Annotated in this window: 16 protein-coding genes; 7 read left to right on the top strand and 9 right to left on the bottom strand. The window is 65.7% G+C overall.

Going from position 1 to position 17629, the window contains the following annotated elements:
* Positions 1-106: 106 nt before the first annotated feature.
* Positions 107-1330, top strand: a complete 1224-nt coding sequence (locus AUP43_RS15670; protein WP_067559204.1) for a threonine ammonia-lyase — start codon at positions 107-109, stop codon at positions 1328-1330.
* A gap of 9 nt (positions 1331-1339) precedes the next feature.
* Here the strand turns inward: AUP43_RS15670 and AUP43_RS15665 are convergent, their stop codons facing one another.
* Positions 1340-1852 (bottom strand): flavin reductase family protein, encoded by a 513-nt coding sequence (locus tag AUP43_RS15665; protein WP_067559200.1) that lies wholly within the window; start codon positions 1850-1852, stop codon positions 1340-1342.
* Positions 1853-2120: 268 nt separating this feature from the next.
* Here AUP43_RS15665 and motA point away from each other — a divergent pair, with 268 nt between their 5' ends.
* The 6 genes from motA (at position 2121) to AUP43_RS15635 (ending at position 8912) form a co-directional block, all read left to right on the top strand.
* Complete coding sequence (gene motA, locus AUP43_RS15660) at positions 2121-2981, top strand: flagellar motor stator protein MotA (RefSeq protein ID WP_067559198.1); 861 nt, start codon at positions 2121-2123, stop codon at positions 2979-2981.
* An 18-nt stretch (positions 2982-2999) separates the two neighbouring features.
* The gene (locus tag AUP43_RS15655) at positions 3000-4253 is read left to right on the top strand and encodes a flagellar motor protein MotB (protein WP_067559196.1); all 1254 of its coding nucleotides are present in this window, start codon (positions 3000-3002) and stop codon (positions 4251-4253) included.
* 235 nt (positions 4254-4488) lie between these two features.
* On the top strand, positions 4489-5877 hold the full coding sequence (locus AUP43_RS15650; RefSeq protein ID WP_084462861.1) for a circularly permuted type 2 ATP-grasp protein: 1389 nt from the start codon (positions 4489-4491) through the stop codon (positions 5875-5877).
* Positions 5874-6809, top strand: coding sequence for an alpha-E domain-containing protein (locus tag AUP43_RS15645; RefSeq protein ID WP_084462859.1), 936 nt, complete (start codon positions 5874-5876; stop codon positions 6807-6809). The genes AUP43_RS15650 and AUP43_RS15645 overlap by 4 nt, the downstream gene beginning before the upstream one ends.
* A 13-nt stretch (positions 6810-6822) precedes the next feature.
* Positions 6823-7632 carry an arginyltransferase gene (locus AUP43_RS15640; RefSeq protein ID WP_067559190.1) on the top strand — a complete coding sequence of 270 codons (810 nt, stop codon included), beginning with the start codon at positions 6823-6825 and terminating at the stop codon, positions 7630-7632.
* Positions 7633-7805: 173 nt separating this feature from the next.
* Positions 7806-8912, top strand: a complete 1107-nt coding sequence (locus tag AUP43_RS15635; protein WP_067559188.1) for a TRAP transporter substrate-binding protein — start codon at positions 7806-7808, stop codon at positions 8910-8912.
* Between the two features lie 80 nt (positions 8913-8992).
* On the opposite strand, the gene AUP43_RS15630 is transcribed toward AUP43_RS15635, so the two are convergent.
* The 8 genes from AUP43_RS15630 to lepB form a co-directional block, all read right to left on the bottom strand.
* A complete protein-coding gene (locus tag AUP43_RS15630) occupies positions 8993-10567 on the bottom strand; it encodes a TRAP transporter large permease (RefSeq protein ID WP_084462858.1) in 1575 nt (524 codons plus the stop codon).
* 11 nt (positions 10568-10578) lie between these two features.
* Positions 10579-11121: a TRAP transporter small permease subunit gene (locus tag AUP43_RS15625; protein WP_067559185.1), complete on the bottom strand. Its 543-nt coding sequence runs from the start codon at positions 11119-11121 to the stop codon at positions 10579-10581.
* Between the two features lie 171 nt (positions 11122-11292).
* Positions 11293-11889: a biotin transporter BioY gene (locus AUP43_RS15620; protein WP_067559183.1), complete on the bottom strand. Its 597-nt coding sequence runs from the start codon at positions 11887-11889 to the stop codon at positions 11293-11295.
* 56 nt (positions 11890-11945) lie between these two features.
* Positions 11946-14192: a DNA topoisomerase IV subunit A gene (gene parC, locus AUP43_RS15615; RefSeq protein ID WP_067559180.1), complete on the bottom strand. Its 2247-nt coding sequence runs from the start codon at positions 14190-14192 to the stop codon at positions 11946-11948.
* A complete protein-coding gene (gene recO / locus AUP43_RS15610; RefSeq protein ID WP_067559177.1) occupies positions 14189-14935 on the bottom strand; it encodes a DNA repair protein RecO in 747 nt (248 codons plus the stop codon). The genes parC and recO overlap by 4 nt, the downstream gene beginning before the upstream one ends.
* 98 nt (positions 14936-15033) lie before the next feature.
* Entirely contained in the window at positions 15034-15948 is a 915-nt protein-coding gene (era, locus tag AUP43_RS15605) for a GTPase Era (RefSeq protein WP_067559174.1), read from the bottom strand.
* Positions 15945-16646, bottom strand: a complete 702-nt coding sequence (rnc, locus tag AUP43_RS15600; protein ID WP_067559171.1) for a ribonuclease III — start codon at positions 16644-16646, stop codon at positions 15945-15947. The genes era and rnc overlap by 4 nt, the downstream gene beginning before the upstream one ends.
* 14 nt (positions 16647-16660) lie before the next feature.
* On the bottom strand, positions 16661-17389 hold the full coding sequence (gene lepB / locus AUP43_RS15595) for a signal peptidase I (RefSeq protein ID WP_067559168.1): 729 nt from the start codon (positions 17387-17389) through the stop codon (positions 16661-16663).
* Positions 17390-17629 lie beyond the last annotated feature (240 nt).

Genomic DNA, 17629 nt, shown 5'->3' with positions numbered 1-17629 from the left:
CAAGCCGGCGTCTCGAAGGGTCCGGCGGCCTCACCGTTCGCAAGCGCGGTAGCCCTCTCCGGCGCGAGCGCCTATGCTGCGGCACATTTCGCAACAGGGCCGATTCATGACCGTTACGCTCGCCGATATCGAAAGCGCCGCCGCCCTTCTGGAGGGCCGGATCGTGAAGACTCCGCTGGTGCCCGCCGTGGGGCTGGACGAGTGGGGCATCGATTTGCATCTGAAGCTGGAGAATTTGCAGCGCACCGGCTCCTTCAAGGCGCGCGGGGCCTATGTGCGGATGAGCCGCCTGCCGGCCGACGCCATGCGCCAGGGCGTCATCGCCATGTCGGCCGGCAACCATGCCCAGGGCGTCGCCTATGCCGCCCAGCAGCTCGGCATACCGGCCACCATCGTCATGCCGGAGCAAACGCCCTTCACCAAGGTGGAGCGCACCCGGCGCTATGGCGCGCGGGTCATCCTGAAGGGCGAGACCTTGAGCGAATCCGCCGCCTTCGCCGAGCAGGTGGCCGCCGCCGAGGCGCTTACCTTCGTGCATCCCTATAACGATGCCGACGTGATCGCCGGCCAGGGCACCATCGGCCTGGAGATGCTGGCCGCCCTGCCGGCCCTGGATGTGCTGGTCATCCCCATCGGCGGCGGCGGGCTGATCGGCGGCATCGCCACCGCTGCCAAGGCGCTGAAGCCGGGCATAGAGATTATCGGCGTGGAAGCGGCGCTCTACCCGTCGATGCAGGAATCGCTGCGGGGATCGCCCCCCAGCAGCGGCGGGCAGACTTTGGCCGAGGGCATCGCCGTGAAGATTCCCGGCGCGCTGAATCGCGAGATCGCCGCGCGGCTGGTGGACGACATCATCCTGGTCGACGAATCCGCCATCGAGCGCGCGGTGCAGATATTGATCGAGAGCCAGAAGCTGGTCGCCGAGGGCGCGGGCGCGGCCGGCATCGCCGCCATCATGAGCCGGCCGGAGCGGTTTTCCGGCCGCACCGTCGGCACGGTGATCTGCGGCGGCAACATCGATTCCCGCCTGCTCTCCTCGGTGCTGCTGCGCGGGCTGGCGCGCGACGGCAAGCTGGTCAGAATCCGCTGCGAGATCAGCGATTCGCCCGGCGTGCTGGCAAAAGTTGCCGGGTTGATCGGCCAGTGCGGCGGCAACATCGTCGAAATCTACCACCAGCGCCTGTTCTACAACGTGCCGGTGAAGCTGGCCGAACTTGACGCCGTGATCGAGACCCGCTCGGCCGAGCATATGCGCGAGATCATCGCCGCGCTGAACGCGGCCGGCATTACCGCCAGGCTGCTCGGCGGGGCCACGCCGGAAGGCTGGTAGGCCGCTGAACTAGATCGCTAAATCCCGGTATCCGCCCTGGAAGTACAGCAACGGCGCTTCTTCCTCCGGCGCCTTCGACGCCTGCATCACCTCGCCCACCAGGATGATGTGGTCGCCGCCGTCATAGGCGGCGTAGCGCCGGCATTCCAGCACCGCGACGCAGCCGTCCAGGATCGGCGCGCCGGTGGTCCATTGCCGCCAGGACGTCGCTTCCCAGCGGTCTGGCACGATCTCTGCATCGTGCGGCAGGGAAAATTGCACGGACAGCGCCTGCTGGTCGGCGGCGAGGATGTTGATCGCGAATCCGCCGGCCGCCGCGAAAGCGGGATAGGCGGCGGCCGTGCGGTCGATGCAGAACAGGATGAGGGGCGGCGTGAGCGAGACCGAGCTGAGCGAATTGACGGTGATGCCGACCGGACTGTCGGCGGCGTCAAGCGTCGTCGCCACGGCGATGCCGGTGGCGAAGCGCCCCAGGGCCTGGCGGAACAGGAACGGGTCGATGGGAAGCGGCTCGACGGTCATGGGCATCCGGCTGGCGGCGGTCGGGTCGGCGCGTATAGATGGCACGGATACCCGCGGGGTCAACCCCGAAGGCCGATGGATCGCCCTGCCGCACTGCGTCATGAATGCTCACGATACCGTCAGAACCGTAGATAAACCTTGGCAGTACGGGCCTGATAGCGGAAAATTAAGCAAGTCTTGTCAATATCGCGGGCTGACGGAGATGGGCGACGCCCCAGCCGACCGGTGGCCAACCGACCGACGGGTCGATAGGAAGGATTCCTGAACCATGATGGTCATCCTGGGTTGGGTTGGGGTGCTGATCTGCTGCTTCGGCAGCTATATGGCGATGGGCGGCAAGATGGCGCTGCTGTGGCAGCCCTTCGAGTTCACGCTGATCTTCGGCAGCGCCTGTTGCGCCTATCTGGTTGCGAATCCCAAGCACATCCTGGGCAAGACCGGCAAGGCCATCGGCATCGCGATGAGGGGGCCGAAATACAAGAAGGACGATTATCTGGAGCTGCTCTCCCTGCTCTACGCCATCTTCAAGCTGGCGAAGACCAAGGGCATGCTGGCGATCGAAAGCCATGTCGAGCGGCCGGAGGAAAGCTCGCTCTTCCAGTCCTTCCCGAAATTCGCCGCCAACCATCACGCGATGGAATTCCTGTGCGACTATCTGCGCATGATGACGCTGGGCACCGATAACCCGCACGAGATGGAAACCCTTATCGACGAGGAGCTGGAGACCCATCACCACGAGGACGACACCGTTTCCTCGGCCGTGCAGACCATGGCGGACGGCCTGCCCGCGCTGGGCATCGTGGCCGCCGTGATGGGCGTCATCAAGACCATGTCCTCGATCACCGAGCCGCCGGAAGTGCTGGGCGGCCTGATCGGCGCGGCGCTGGTCGGCACCTTTTTGGGCGTGCTGCTGTGCTACGGTTTCGTCGGCCCGCTGGCCAGCGCGATCAAGAACACCAATGAAGCCGACGCCAAGTATCTCGGGGTCATCAAGGCCGGGCTGTTGGCGCACCTGTCGGGCTACGCGCCGGCCGTCTCGGTGGAATTCGCCCGCAAGGCGCTGTGGAGCCACGTCCGCCCGACCTTCTACGAGGTCGAAGAGGCGGTGGCCGCCCTGCCGCCGGTGTAACGGGATCGGATAGAAAACATGGCTGGCGGCGGCGACAACCACCCCGAACTGATCATCAAGAAGATCAAGAAAGGCGGCCATGGCGGACATCATGGCGGCGCCTGGAAGGTCGCCTATGCCGATTTCGTGACCGCGATGATGGCCTTCTTCCTGCTGCTGTGGCTGCTGAACGCCACGACGGAGGAGCAGAAGATGGGCATCTCCAACTATTTCGACCCGACCGCCATTTCGCGCTCCAGCCGGTCCGGCTCCGGCGGCGTGCTGGGCGGCACCTCGATCACGGCGCCCGGCGCGCTGAAATCCGCCAGTTCGCCGGTGATGATCTCCAGCCCGGCGCAGACCCGCCCGCAAGCCGAGCAGACCGAGGCGACGGAACCGGATTCGGACGATCCGGAGAATATCGAATCGAAATTCGGCAGCCAGGAAAACGAAAGCGGCAGCAAGTACTCCCAAATCGGCTCCGGCCCGGAAAAGGGGCGCGGCAGCAGCCAGCAGGCCGTCCAGGGCGAGCAGGCCAATCGCGGCCACGGCCAGGAGCCGAACGCCGGCAAGGGCCCCGAGGAAACCGACGGCCAGGGCCGCGGCGGCGGCGAGATGCGCAGCGCCAGCCAGAGCAGCGGCCAGAGCGCGAGTCAGACCGGGGGCCAGCAGGGTCAATCGCGCGGCCAGGTCAGCCAGCAGGAACTCGAAAAGCTGGTCGCCGAGCGCGAGAAGCAGCAATTCGAGATCGCCGAGGAACAGTTGCGCGGCGCCATCGAATCCGATCCTGCCCTGTCGGCCCTGAACGAAAATCTGGTGATCGAGCAGACGCCGGAAGGCCTGCGCATCCAGATCGTCGATCAGGAGGAGCGCGCCATGTTCCCGCTCGGCGGCTCCAACATGTACGACTACACCCAGCAGCTCATGGATAAGGTGACGCAAGTGATCGGCCGGTTGCCGAACAAGATCACCATCACAGGCCACACCGATTCCCGGCCCTACCGCAGCCAGACCGGCTACACCAACTGGGAGCTGTCGACCGACCGCGCCAATGCCAGCCGCCGGGCGCTGGTCGCCGCCGGCCTGCCGGCCGACCGCATCGGCTGGGTGATCGGCAAGGCGGACCGCGACCCGTTCCTGGCCAACGACCCGTCCTCGGCGCAGAATCGGCGCATCAGCATCGTACTGCTGCGCGACCAGGTGTATAAGGAACGCACCACCGATTCCGCCAATGCCGGCCAGGCGACCGGGAACCGGCCGCAACAAGCGGCGGTTCCGGCCCCGGCGCGATAGCGCGGATGACGATTTCCGCCCTACCGGGGACGGAAATCGGGCGGCGCCGGGCACAAATCCAGCTTGATTGTCCTGCCGTTTCAGCCAACCCTCATATCGGGTGGATGAACAAGCCTCCGTCTAGAGAGTGCGGCTGTCCGCCCCAGGGGACCGAAACCGATGGGACAAGCATTTGAAGATCGACGAGACCGACCTGTTCTCCGACTACACTGCAACCGGCTATTATTGCGAATTGATGGGAACGCCGTCCGACCCGGCGGCGCATAACAAGCCCCTGCTCGACCGGCTGCGCCGGATGAGCGGTGACGAGCTGGTCCGCCGCTCCCGCATTGCCGAGCGCGAGCTGTTCAATCTGGGCATCACCTTCACGGTCTATTCCGACCGCGACGCCATCGACCGCATCCTGCCCTTCGACGTGGTGCCGCGGGTGATCTCCGCCGCCGATTGGGAGATTCTGGAAAGCGGCTCGGTGCAGCGCGTGGCGGCGCTGAACCTGTTCCTGAAGGATATCTACAACGACCAGAAAATCCTGAAGGATGGCGTCATCCCGCGCGACCTGGTGGTGGGAAACAAGAATTTCCGCGAGCAGATGATGGGCGTGAAGGTGCCGCACGACACCTATGTGCATGTCTGCGGCATCGATGTGGTGCGCGACGACGAGGGCAATTTCCTGGTGCTGGAGGATAATGCCCGCTGCCCGTCCGGCGTGTCCTACGTGGTCGAGAACCGGCACATGATGCAGCGCACCTTCCCGGACCTGATGTCGGATATCGGCATCCGCTCGGTGGGCAATTACGGGCAGATGCTGCGCGAGGCCTGCGCCGACGTGGCGCCGGCGGGCATCGACGATCCGACCGTGGTGCTGCTGTCGCCCGGCACCTTCAACTCGGCCTATTTCGAGCATATCTTTCTGGCGCGCGAGATGGGCGTGCCGCTGGTCGAAGGCCGCGACCTGGTGGTGGAAGACGACCGGGTCTACATGAAGACCATCTCCGGCCTGCGGCCGGTGCACACCATCTACCGGCGCATCGACGATGATTTCATCGATCCCGAGGTGTTCCGCCCCGACAGCATGCTGGGCGTGCCCGGCCTGATGCGCGCCTATCGCGCCGGCAATCTGGGCCTGGCCAACGCCATCGGCACCGGCGTGGCGGACGACAAGGCGGTCTATGCCTACCTGCCGCGCATCATCCGCTATTACCTCGATCAGGAGCCGATCCTCTCCAACGTCGAGACGCATATCTGCCGAGAGCCGGAAGGGCTGAAATACACGCTCGACCACATGGCCGAGCTGGTGGTGAAGCCGGTCGGCGAATCCGGCGGCTACGGCGTCATGATCGGCCCGAAGGCGACCGAGGCGGAGCTGGCGGAAACCCGCGAGAAGCTGCTGGAGAACCCGTCCAACTTCATCAGCCAGCCGATGATCAAGCTGTCGGTCTGCCCGACGCTGATCGAGGGCGTGCTGGAGCCGCGCCATGTCGATCTGCGGCCCTTCGCCGTCACCGGCAAGAAGACCTGGGTGCTGCCCGGCGGGCTGACCCGGGTAGCGATCCGCCGCGGCTCTCTGGTCGTGAACTCCTCCCAAGGCGGAGGCTCGAAAGATACCTGGGTGCTGGAATCGTGAGTGTACTTCTCTCCCGCTATGCTGAATGCGTGTTCTGGATGGCGCGCTATGTCGAGCGCGCCGAGAATGTCGCGCGCATCCTCGACGTCCATGAAACCTTCACCCGCGACCGCACCGGCGCGGTGAATTGGAGTTCGGTCGTCTCGATCTGCTCCGATGACGAGCGCTTTTACCAGACCCATCCGCAGGCCTCGGCCAAGGCGGTGGTGGATTTCTACCTGCTGGACCCGGAGAACCCGACCTCGATTTTCTCCTCGGTCCGCGCGGCGCGCGACAATGCGCGCACTTTGCGGCCGCTGATCAGCACCGAGATGTGGACCCACATCAACGTGTTCTACAATACGCTGCGGGCCATGACCCCGGCCGATGTGTCGATGAGCGGCCTGTCGCAGACCTGCGCGGTGATCAAGGAGAGCTGCCAGACCCATTACGGCATCACCGAGGGCACCTTCTACCGGGATGCGAGCTGGTATTTCTACCTGATGGGCAAATATCTGGAACGCGCCGACCAGACATCGCGCATCCTGGACATCAAATACAATATCCTCACGCCGGCCGAACCGGCCGCCATAGACGCCAGCCAATGGAACGCGCTGCTGCGCTCGGTCGCCGGCTATCACGCCTTCCGCCGCACCCATCCGCGTGGATTGACGCCGGCGGCGGTGGCGGAATTCATGCTGTTCGACAGCAGCTTCCCGCGATCCATATCGATGTGTTTCCGGCAGGTGGACGACCTGCTGCACCGGCTGCGCAGCCGTTTTGCCCTGCGCAACGGCGTGGCGGCGCTGGAACGGCTGGACGAGGTTCGCGCGGCGCTGGATCAGCACACTATTGACGACGTGCTGCGAGAAGGGTTGCATGAGTTCTCCGATTGGATTCAGCGTCAGGCCATCGATGTGACAGGCGATATCCAGAAGGACTTTTTCATCTAGAGAGGGCGAGCGCATGTTTCTGGGCGATCGCACGGGTACGATTGCGCCGGTCTATTTCTTCCGCACGGCCCCCATGCCCTGCCCCTATCTGGGCAACCGGGTGGAGCGCCGGCTGGTCGCCGATCTCGGCAAGCCGGCAACCCAGGCGCATTACGACCAGCTTGCCGCCGCCGGTTTCCGGCGCAGCCAGAACCTGATCTATCGCCCCGCCTGCCCGGGCTGCACCGCCTGCATCCCGGTCCGGCTGCGGGTTGCCGATTTCGCGCCCAGCCGCGCCCAGAAGCGCATCCTGAAGGCCAATGCCGATCTGTCGGTGCAGGAAGTGCCGGCCAGCGCCAGCTGGGAGCAATATCGCTTGTTCACCGCCTACCAGACCGGCCGGCATCTCGGCGGCGAGATGTCGTTCATGACCTACGAGGATTATCGCGACATGATCGAGGTGTCGCCAATCGGCACCTGGCTGCTGGAATATCGCCAGCCCGACCAGAAGCTGGTCGCCGTCATGCTGGTCGACCGCCAGGGCGACGGGCTGTCGGCGGTCTACAGTTTCTACGATCCAGGCAGCCCGCGGCGCGGCTACGGCACCTTCATGATCGCCGACGCGGTGGCGCGCGCGCGGCTGGCCGGCCTCAGCTATCTCTATCTCGGCTATTGGATCGCCGGCAGCCAGAAGATGGCCTACAAGGCCCGCTTCTCGCCGCTGGAGGCGCTGACGCCGAACGGCTGGCGGGAGATCGACCCGAAGGCGCCGAGCCAGGATCTGGCATGCGATCCCGGCCGCCAGCCGCCGACCATGCTGACCACCCCCCGCCTGCACCCGTAACTCGCCTGCACCCTTAACCGGGCTGCAAAAACCATCCCGCATGCAATGTCGTCATATTGCAGCGGATCGTGGAGAAGCTATAATCCGCGCGCACAGAATCGGGCTCAAGTGAGGGTCCGGCTTTAACAAGCGTCGCCCCGACCGGGACGAGCAGACGACAGGGAGCAGAATTTATGGAACGCCGGAAATTTTTGAAGGGCGCAGCGATTGGCGGCGTGGGCGCCGCGGCGGCGGCCGCGTCCTTCCCCGCCCCCGCGATCAGCCAGGGCAAGATGGAATGGCGCATGGTCACCAGCTGGCCGAAGGGCCTGCCGGGCCTGGGCACCGGCGCCGAGCGCCTGGCCAAGCGCATCACCGACATGACCGAGGGTCGCCTGAGCATCAAGGTGTTCGCCGCCGGCGAGCTGGTCCCGGCCTTGCAGGTGTGGGACGCCGTGTCCGCCGGCACCGCCGAGATCGGCCATGACGCCGCCTATTACCATCTGGGCAAGACCGTCGCCGCGCCGTTCTTCTGCTCGGTGCCGTTCGGCATGACCTCCTTCGAGATGAATGCCTGGATCCACTGGGGCGGCGGTCAGCAGCTCTGGGACGAGGTCTATGCCAATTACAATCTGAAGCCCTTCGCCGCCGGCAATACCGGCACCCAGATGGCCGGCTGGTTCCGTAAGGAAATCAACAGCCTGGAAGACATCAAGGGGATGAAGTTCCGCACCGCCGGCCAGGGCGGCCAGGTCTGGCAGAAGCTGGGCATGACCGTGGTGCTGCTGCCGGGCGGCGAAATCTTCCCGGCGCTGCAATCCGGCGCGGTCGACGCCGCGGAATGGGTCGGCCCTTATAACGACCTCGCGCTCGGCTTCCATCAGGTCGCCAAGAATTACTATTATCCGGGCGTCCAGGAGCCGGGGCCGATGCTCCAGTGCACCGTGAACAAGGGCATCTACGAAAAGCTGCCGAACGACCTGAAGGAAATCGTGAAGGCCGCCTGCTCGGCCGAGAACGACTATATCCTGGCGGAGTTCAACGCCCGTTCCGGCCCGGCGCTGCAGTCGCTGATCCGCGATCACGGCGTGCAGCTTAAGCAGTTCCCGCGCGACGTGCTGGAGGCTTACGGCAACAAGTCGGGCGAGCTGATGGAGGAAATCCTGGCCAGCTCCGACCCGATGGTGAAGAAGGTCGCCGAGGCCTTCCTGGCCGCCCGCAAGCTGGCGATGGCCTATACCCGCATCACCGACCAGAGCCTGACCAACGCCCGCCTGCTGCCGTTCAAATATCCGGGCTGACCGGCGTAAGGCTGAAAACGACAAACCCGCCCCGGGTGACCGGGGCGGGTTTTTTCATGCCCGCGCGACGCAGCCGCCGCTTACTTGAATTGCTGCGTCGGGTCCATCAGGTCGGGCCCACCCTGGGAACCGCCCAGGGAACCGCCCTGGCGGGTGCTGTCGTCCATCGGGATCAGATCGTCCTTGCCGCCGGTGCTGCCGCGAATCAGATCGTCCAGCGACTGGGCCGGCGCGCCCGGCGTGGAGACCGCCGCCGGCATGTCGTTGCCGAACACCACCCCCGGCAACCAGGTCGCCAGGCCGGGGAAGGACCAGAGCAGGCCGATGGCGATGACCTGGATGGCGACGAACGGGATGATGCCGCGATAGATCGCCGCCGTGGACACCATCTTGGCCGCGACGCCGCGCAGATAGAACAGCGCGAAGCCGAAGGGCGGCGTGAGGAAGCTGGTCTGCAGGTTCACGCCCATGATGACGCCCAGCCAGATCGGATCGACGCCCAGCACGATCAGCGGCCCGCCGCAGATCGGCAGCATGATCAGGATGATCTCGAAGGTGTCGAGGAAGAAGCCCAGCACGAACATAACCGCCATGACGATCAGCACCGCGCCGACCACGCCGCCGGGCATGTTGGTCAGCGCCTCCTCCACCATGTGCTCGCCGCCCAGCCCGCGGAACACCACGGAGAAGACGGAGGCGCCCAGCAACAGCACGAAAACCAGCGAGCTGATCTTGGTGGTGGACTGCATCACCTCGCGCAGCATCGACATGTTGAACTGCCGGTTCATCGTCGCCAGCAGGATCGCGCCGACAGCGCCGACCGACGCCGATTCGGTCGGCGTCGCGAAGCCGCCCAGGATCGACCCCAGCACCGCCACGATCAACGCCAGCGGCGGCAACAGCACCTTCACCACCTTCAGGGGCAGGCCCTTGCGTTCGCCGGGCTGCATCGGCAGGGCCGGGCAGCTGCTGGGCTGGACAAAGGATTTCCACAGAATCCACGAAATATACAGGCCGACCAGCACGAAGCCCGGCAGCAGCGCGCCGACGAACAGATCGCCGACCGAAACCGGCGTCGGCGCCATATTGCCCTTGGCGAGCTGCGCGGCCTGGTTGGCGCCCTGCAGCATGTCGCCGATGAAGATCAGCACCGTCGAGGGCGGAATGATCTGGCCCAGCGTGCCGGACGCGCAGATGATGCCGCTGGCCAGCTTCGGGTCGTAGCCGGCGCGCATCATCGCCGGCAGGCTGAGCAGGCCCATCGTCACCACCGTGGCGCCGACAATGCCGGTGGAGGCCGCCAGCAGCGTGCCGACCAGCACCACCGAGATGCCCAGACCGCCGCGCAGGGAGCCGAAGAGCTGGCCCATCGTCTCCAGCAGCGCCTCGGCGATCTTCGAGCGTTCCAGCATCACGCCCATGAAGACGAACAGCGGCACCGCCACCAGCGTCTCGTTGATCATGGTGCCGAAATAGCGGCTCGGCAGGCTGCTGAGGAAACCGTAATCGAACACGCCGGCCAGATGGCCCAGGAACCCGAAGATCAGCGCGGTGCCGGCCAGGGTGAAGGCGACCGGGTAGCCCACCAGCACGATGAAGATCGTGACCAGGAACATGAGCCCGGCCATGAGTTCGCCAAGCAATGCCTTGTCCATCGCTCAGCTCCTCAATGCGGCAGTTCTTCGGCGGGCGGCTGGTATTCCGGATGGCCTTTCAGCAGCAGGATGCTGCGGGCCATCAGCGCCAGCCCTTGCAGGCCGACGACGACGCAGAACACCAGGATCGTCCCTTTCAGCAGATACAGCGCCGGCATGCCGCCGCCCTGCGGGGATGTCTCGCGGATCACCCAGGAGGATTGGAAGAAGGGCACCGAGTAATAGATCACCACCGCCAGCCAGGGCAGCAGGAAGACGATGGTGCAGATCAGGTCGGTCCAGGCCTTGCCGCGCGGGCTGCGCCTGTCATACAGGATATCGACGCGGACGTGCCCGCCATGCAGGAAGGTGTAGCCGGCGCCCAGCATGAAGACCATCGCGTGGAACCAGATATACAGCTCCTGCATCCACAGCAGGCCGATGCCAAAGCCATAGCGCAGGATAACCACCAGGAAACACACGATCACGGTTCCCAGCGTGAACCATGAGATAAAGCGCCCCAGCCGTTCATTTATCGAATCGACCAGACGCACAAAGCCGATCAGGGCGTTCACGTCGCCTCCGCTTGCTTCTCTAAGCCATCCCTTTGCGTCGCTTCCGCCTTTTTTGCGCATACCCTATGCGCGCGGATTAGCTATTGGCGGTGGTGTGTAACGGAAAGCCACCGGGATTGCCAGAAAGAAAGGCCCCAAACTTGCCGGGGGGGCTTGCCGGGGCCTTTTGTCTCACTTCGCCGCGCGCTTCCAGGAAAGCTGGAGCACGCTGACCGCCAGCGCGATCTTCAGCGCATCGCCGATCAGGAACGGCACGACGCCGACCATCAGCGCCTTCTGCAAATCCGGCACGAAGGCGGCGTGCAGGTAGGACACGCCCACCAGATAGATCGCCGCATTGCCGATCAGCAGGGCGGCAACGCTCTTCACGATGCTCCGCGACCAGCCGCGATCGGCCAGGTAGCCGGTCGCCATCACCGCCAGCGCGAAGCCGGCCAGGTAGCCGCCGGTCGGCCCCATCAGCACGGCCAGGCCGCCGACGCCGCCGGCGAAGACCGGCAGGCCGATGGCGCCTTGCGCCAGATGGAACAGAATGGTCGCCGTGCCCAGGCGGAAGCCGTAGGTCAGGCCCAGCAGCAGTACCGCGAACGTCTGCAGCGTGATCGGCACCGGCCACATCGGCACCTTGATCTGCGCCATCACCGCCAGAAACACGCTGCCGAAACCGATCAGCAGCGCGCCGCGCAGCGCGGCATTGGCGGAACCGGAAGGCCAAAGCCGCTCGATCAGGGCGGGCGTGCCGGTGGCGGCGCCGGTCAAAAAGCTCATCGTCTATATCTCCTGAAGATGACGGACGTTGCCGCCCTTATAGTCCCGCCGCCCGGTCAGGTGAAGCGGTTGTTCAGCGGAAAGCCGCGCGGAGCCTGTCGCCCGGCCCCGGCGCGCTTCATCCGCCAGGTGAGAAGATCGGTCTCGGTGCGCACCCGGCCGCCGTTCAAAATCCAGCTCAAACCGTCGGCCAGATTGAATATCTTCACGTCGGCCAGCTTGCCGCCGGCATATTTCTGCAGGATCACGCCGCGGCCGCGCTGCATCTCCGGCACCTCGTCCAGGTTGAAGACGATCATCCGGCGGTTGGTGCCGACCACGGCCACCGTATCGCCCTCGGCCGGGATGCAGATTGCGGCCGATGCCCCCTCGCCCGGATTGACGACCTGGCGGCCGCCCCGGGTCTGCGCCAGCACATCCTCCTCCTTCGCCAGGAAGCCGCGCCCGTCGCTGGCGGCCAGCAGCAGGCGGCGGCCCGGCTTGTGGATGAACATGGCGACGATCTCCTGATCCTGCGCCAGGTCGATCATAAGCCGCAATGGCTCGCCGAAGCCGCGCCCGCGCGGCAGCTTGTCGACGCCGATGGTGAAGAACTTGCCGTCGCTGGAGAACACCAGCAGCTTGTCCGTGGTCTCGCCGGGAATGATGTAGCGGCCCTCGTCGCCTTCCTTGTACTTGGTGTCGGCATCCTCCGTCAAATGGCCGCGCACGGTCCTGATCCAGCCCTTGGCGGAGCAGATCACCGTTACCGGCTCGCGCTCGACCATGGCTTCCAGCGGGATCACCGTCTCGCTCGGCGGGCCGTCAACGTCGGTGCGGCGCTTGCCCAGCGCGGTATCCTCGCCGAAGCGCTTCTTCAGGTCGGCGACCTGGTAGGAGATCACCTTCCAGCGCCGCGCCTCCTTGGCCATCAGGTCGGTCAGATCCGCCTGTTCCTTGGTGAGCGCGTCATGCTCCTTCTGGATCTCGATTTCCTCCAGCTTGCGCAGCGAGCGCAGGCGCATGTTGAGGATCGATTCGGCCTGCAGGTCGGTCAGCGCGAAGCGGCTCATCAGCTCCTGCTTCGGCTCATCCTCCTCGCGGATGATGCGGATCACCTCGTCGAGGTTCAGATAGGCGATCAGATAGCCGCTCAGAATCTCCAGCCGCCGGGCGATGTGATCCAGCCGGTGGGTGGTGCGCCGGCGCAGCACCTCCTCGCGATGGGCCAGATAGTCGCGCAGCGCCTCGCGCAGGGTCATGACCCGCGGCACGCCCTCGCGGTCCAGCAGGTTCATGTTCAGCGAGATGCGGTTTTCCAGCTCGGTCTGGCGGAACAGGCTCTCCATCAGCACGGCGGGATCGACATTGCGCGTCTTCGGCTCCAGCACCAGACGCACGTCGGTGGTCGATTCGTCGCGGATATCGCCCAGCATCGCCAGCTTCTTGGCCTGCATCAGCTCGGCGATCTTCTCCACCAGGCGGGATTTCTGCACCTGGTAGGGAATTTCGCTGATGACGATCTGGTACAGCCCATGGCCCAGCTTCTCGACCTCCCAGCGCGCCCGCAGCCGGAAGCTGCCGCGCCCGGTCTCATAGGCGTTCAGGATGGCGTCGGGCGCTTCCACCAGCACGCCGCCAGTCGGGAAATCGGGGCCTTTCACGAAGCGCACCAGCTCCGCCGTCGCCACCTGGCGCGGCGTGGCCGCCAGCATCTCCTCCTGGATGATCAGCCCCAGCGCGTCGCACAGCTCGGCCACGTTATGCGGCGGAATGCTCGTCGCCATGCCGACCGCGATGCCCTGGCTGCCATTGGCCAGCAAATTCGGGAAGGCGGCGGGCAGCACCACCGGCTCCTGCGATTCGCCGTCATAAGTGTCGCGGAAATCGACGGCGTCCTCGTCGATGCCTTCCAGCAGCAGCTCGGCCACCGGGGTCAGCCGCGCCTCGGTGTAGCGCATCGCCGCCGGCGGATCGCCGTCCATCGAGCCGAAATTGCCCTGGCCGTCGATCAGCGGGTAGCGCTGCGCGAAATCCTGCGCCAGGCGCACCAGCGCGTCATAGATCGCCGTGTCGCCGTGCGGATGGTACTTACCGATGACGTCGCCAACCACGCGGGCCGACTTCTTGTGCCCCTGGTTGGAGACCAGGCCGAGCTGGCGCATGGCGAACAGCAGCCGGCGATGCACCGGCTTCAAGCCGTCGCGCACATCGGGCAGCGAGCGCGACATGATGGTCGACAGCGCATAGGACAGATAGCGCTCGCCCAGCGCGTCGGCCAGCGGAGTCTCGCGGATTTCGCCGGTCTGCTTGGCTTTGGTCATGGAATAGTCCCTCCACCAGATATAGTAGCCGACTGCTTCAAGCGGTCAAGAAATCGCGCCCGCGCCGCCGGGAGGGGCTGGTTTTGCAGACCGAAGACATGCCTGTCAAGGAAGTGACCGGTCATTTCCATCCCGTCCAGTATGTCGGCCTGCCCGAAGCCGCCGCTGCCGATCAGGAAGCCCGGCAGCTTCAGCAGCTTCTCGCGGTAGGGCTCGCCCGCCGACAGCGACACGGCGCGCCCGGTGCGCGGGCTGACATAGGCGAGCTGGTCGTTCATCCCGGTCGCCGCGCAGCGCGTAAGATCGAGGCCGAACCCCAGATCGGCCAGCAGGCCGATTTCCCACTTCACATAGGCCGCCGGCCAGAACTCGCCCTCCAGCAGCTCGATCAGCGCCAGCAGCCCCTCATACACCGCCGGATGCGGCTCGCGTTCCGGCAGCGCGCCATCGGCCACGGCGCAGGCCGCCGACAGCGCCGACAGCTTCAGCGGATCGTCCATGTGTCCGGCCGCCTGGGCGGTCAGCAGCTCGCAGCTATAATTGCCCAGATGCTCGGACAGCCGGGCGCGCCAGCTCGCCCGCACGAAATTGCCCGGCTGGTAGGTGCCCCGGCTTTTGCCCGACCCGCCGCCGCGCACCAGGCCGGCATGCCGCCCGCGCTCGCGCGTCAGCAGCGAAACGATGATAGACCCTTCGCCGTAAGGCCGCGCGCCCAGCACGATGCCGTCGTCGGTCCAGTCCATCTGCTAGGTCGTCGCTTTGCCCGCAAGGGCGGCGCATGGAGTGCGCCCTCCCCCTCCCGCGTCACCCTCGGGATGGAGGAAAGCCGCGTTACGTACCCTCATGCATCCCACTGGAGGCCCCAGGGCTTGAAGCGGTCGGGATCGTCGGTCCAGCCCTCGCGGACCTTCACGAACAGGAACAGATGCACCGGGCGTTCCAGCATTTCGGCCAGCTCGGCCTGGGATTCCTCGCGCACCTTGCGGATCGCCTGGCCGCCCTTGCCGATGATGATCGCCTTCTGGCTGTCGCGCTGGACATAGATGGTCTGGTCGATCTTCACCGAGCCATTGTCGAACTCTTCCCACTTCTCGGTTTCGACGGTCAGCGAATAGGGCACTTCCTGGTACAGATTGACGAACAGCTTCTCGCGCGTCAGCTCCGCCGCCAGCAGGCGCAGCGGCATGTCGGTCATCTCGTCTTCGGGATAATGCCAGGGGCCTTCCGGCATGCGCGCGGCGAGGTAGCGGCGCAGATCGTCGATGCCGGAGCCGGTCAGGGCGGAGATCATGAAGGTGTCGACGAAAGGCAGCATCTCGTTCAACGCCTGGGCCTTGCCCAGCAGCGTCTCGCGCTTCACCAGATCGACCTTGGTGAGCACCAGGATCACCTTGCGCCCGGCCTCCTTCAGCGCGGCGATGATGCGCTCGGAATCCTCGTCCAGCCCCTTGCGGGAGGCGTCGATCAGCAGGGCCACCTGGTCGGCGTCGGCCGCCCCGTCCCAGGCGGCGCGCACCATGGCGCGGTCAAGCCGCCGGCGCGGCTGGAAGATGCCTGGCGTGTCGATGAAGATAAGCTGGCTGTTGGCCTCCACCACGATGCCGGTGACGCGGGTGCGCGTCGTCTGCACCTTGGGGCTGACGATCGACAGCTTGGCCCCGACCAGCGCGTTCATCAGGGTCGATTTACCGGCGTTCGGCGCGCCCAGCAGGGCGACGAAGCCGCAGCGCGTATCGGTATAGCCAGTCTCGGTCATGCATTCTTCCCATCGGTGATGGCAGCCAGCAAAGCGCTGGCGGCCGCCTGTTCGGCCGCGCGTTTGGAGGTGCCGGCGCCGCTGGCCGTCTTGCCGCCTTCCAGCCGCACCTCCACGGTGAAGACCGGCTGGTGCGGCGGCCCCTCGCGCGACAGCTCGGCATAGGCGGGCAGCTTCAGCCCCCGGCCCTGCGCCCATTCCTGCAAGGCGGTCTTGGCGTCCTGCGGCGGCTTCGCCGGCGCTTCCATCAGATCGTGCCATTCGCGCATGACGAAGCGTTGCGCCGCCGCCAGCCCGCCATCGAGATAGAGCGCGGCGATCACCGCCTCCATCGCGTCGGCCTGCAGCGCCTCATTATCCCGCCCGCCGGCCTCGACCTCGCCGCGCGACAGGATCAGATAATCGCCCAAAGCGATGCGGCGCGCCACCTCCGCCAGCGCCTCGCGGCGCACCAGCCCGACATGGCGCTTGGCGATGTCGCCCTCGCGCTCGGCCGGGAAGCGTTCCAGCAGCGCCTCGGCGACGATAAGCCCCAGCACCCGGTCGCCCAGGAACTCCAGCCGCTCATAGGCGCGGCTGCGGCGCTCCGTGGCGCTCAGATGCGTCAGCGCCTCGACCAGCAGGGCGCGGCGCTTGAAGCTGTGGCCGAGCCGCTCGGCCAGACGGTCCAGGCTGGCTGCGGCGGCAGTGTCCGCCATGAAATCTCCGTCCGTCAGCGGATCGCGTCGAAGAGGCGATCGTAACGGATTGCGACCGGCCACTTCCAGAACTCCCACAGCGCGGCCGACCCGTTGGTCGAGAAGAACAGGAATTCCGCCCGGCCAACCAGATTCTCGCGCGGAATATAGCCAACGCCGGCCAGCACCCGACTATCCACCGAATCGTCGCGATTGTCGCCCATGCCGAAATAATGCCCGGCCGGCACCACATATTCCGGCGTGTTGTCGAGCATGCCGTTATTGGTGCGCTCCAGGATGCGGTGGGTGCGGCCGTTCGGCAGCGTCTCGTTGAACTGGGCGATGCGCAAATTCGGCGCTTCCGGCGGGATGAAATCCTCGACCCGTTGCAGCTTCACCGGCTGGCCGTTGATGTGCAGCACGCCCTCGATCATCTGGATGCGATCGCCCGGCAGGCCGACAAGGCGCTTGATGTAATCGGTCTCGTTGTCGCGCGGCAGCTTGAATACCACGACATCGCCGCGCTCCGGCTCCTCGAACAGGATGCGGCCGGGGATCAGCGGCAGGCCGAAGGGCAGCGAATAGCGGCTGTAGCCGTAGGAGAATTTGCTGACGAACAGATAATCGCCCACCAGCAGCGTCGGGATCATCGAGCCGGACGGGATGTTGAACGGCTCATAGGCGAAGGTGCGGATGCCCAGCGCGATCAGAACCGCATAGACCACCGTGCGGATCGTTTCCCCGATCCCTCCAGATTTGCTCACTGTTCTCGACCACGTTGATTAGGGGTGCTGCCCGAAACGGGTTCGAAGGATATGCCCGAAAAGCCGGTTGGCGGCAACCCCGCCGCCGAAACCGGGACAAATGGTCCCGGTGCGCGAAACGCCGCCAAGCGCCCCCCGGGCCGGTCGAGACACCGCTTGCGTGGCTCCTCAACGTGAGGGAGCAGGCGGCGAACGTCGCGAAGACCCTTAAGGCGCAAGCCGCCCGATGCTTCGAGACGC

The organism is Oceanibaculum pacificum, assembly GCF_001618175.1.
GTDB lineage: Bacteria > Pseudomonadota > Alphaproteobacteria > Oceanibaculales > Oceanibaculaceae > Oceanibaculum > Oceanibaculum pacificum.
This window is presented reverse-complemented; position numbering and strand designations above follow the sequence as displayed.

What these genes read in the sequence shown, in the direction of transcription:
- AUP43_RS15670 (WP_067559204.1), top strand. Translation starts at nt 107, where the DNA reads ATGACCGTTACGCTCGCCGATATCGAAAGCGCCGCCGCCCTTCTGGAG.
- AUP43_RS15665 (WP_067559200.1), bottom strand. Translation starts at nt 1,852, where the DNA reads ATGACCGTCGAGCCGCTTCCCATCGACCCGTTCCTGTTCCGCCAGGCC.
- motA (WP_067559198.1), top strand. Translation starts at nt 2,121, where the DNA reads ATGATGGTCATCCTGGGTTGGGTTGGGGTGCTGATCTGCTGCTTCGGC.
- AUP43_RS15655 (WP_067559196.1), top strand. Translation starts at nt 3,000, where the DNA reads ATGGCTGGCGGCGGCGACAACCACCCCGAACTGATCATCAAGAAGATC.
- AUP43_RS15650 (WP_084462861.1), top strand. Translation starts at nt 4,489, where the DNA reads ATGGGAACGCCGTCCGACCCGGCGGCGCATAACAAGCCCCTGCTCGAC.
- AUP43_RS15640 (WP_067559190.1), top strand. Translation starts at nt 6,823, where the DNA reads ATGTTTCTGGGCGATCGCACGGGTACGATTGCGCCGGTCTATTTCTTC.
- AUP43_RS15635 (WP_067559188.1), top strand. Translation starts at nt 7,806, where the DNA reads ATGGAACGCCGGAAATTTTTGAAGGGCGCAGCGATTGGCGGCGTGGGC.
- AUP43_RS15630 (WP_084462858.1), bottom strand. Translation starts at nt 10,567, where the DNA reads ATGGACAAGGCATTGCTTGGCGAACTCATGGCCGGGCTCATGTTCCTG.
- AUP43_RS15620 (WP_067559183.1), bottom strand. Translation starts at nt 11,889, where the DNA reads ATGAGCTTTTTGACCGGCGCCGCCACCGGCACGCCCGCCCTGATCGAG.
- parC (WP_067559180.1), bottom strand. Translation starts at nt 14,192, where the DNA reads ATGACCAAAGCCAAGCAGACCGGCGAAATCCGCGAGACTCCGCTGGCC.
- recO (WP_067559177.1), bottom strand. Translation starts at nt 14,935, where the DNA reads ATGGACTGGACCGACGACGGCATCGTGCTGGGCGCGCGGCCTTACGGC.
- era (WP_067559174.1), bottom strand. Translation starts at nt 15,948, where the DNA reads ATGACCGAGACTGGCTATACCGATACGCGCTGCGGCTTCGTCGCCCTG.
- rnc (WP_067559171.1), bottom strand. Translation starts at nt 16,646, where the DNA reads ATGGCGGACACTGCCGCCGCAGCCAGCCTGGACCGTCTGGCCGAGCGG.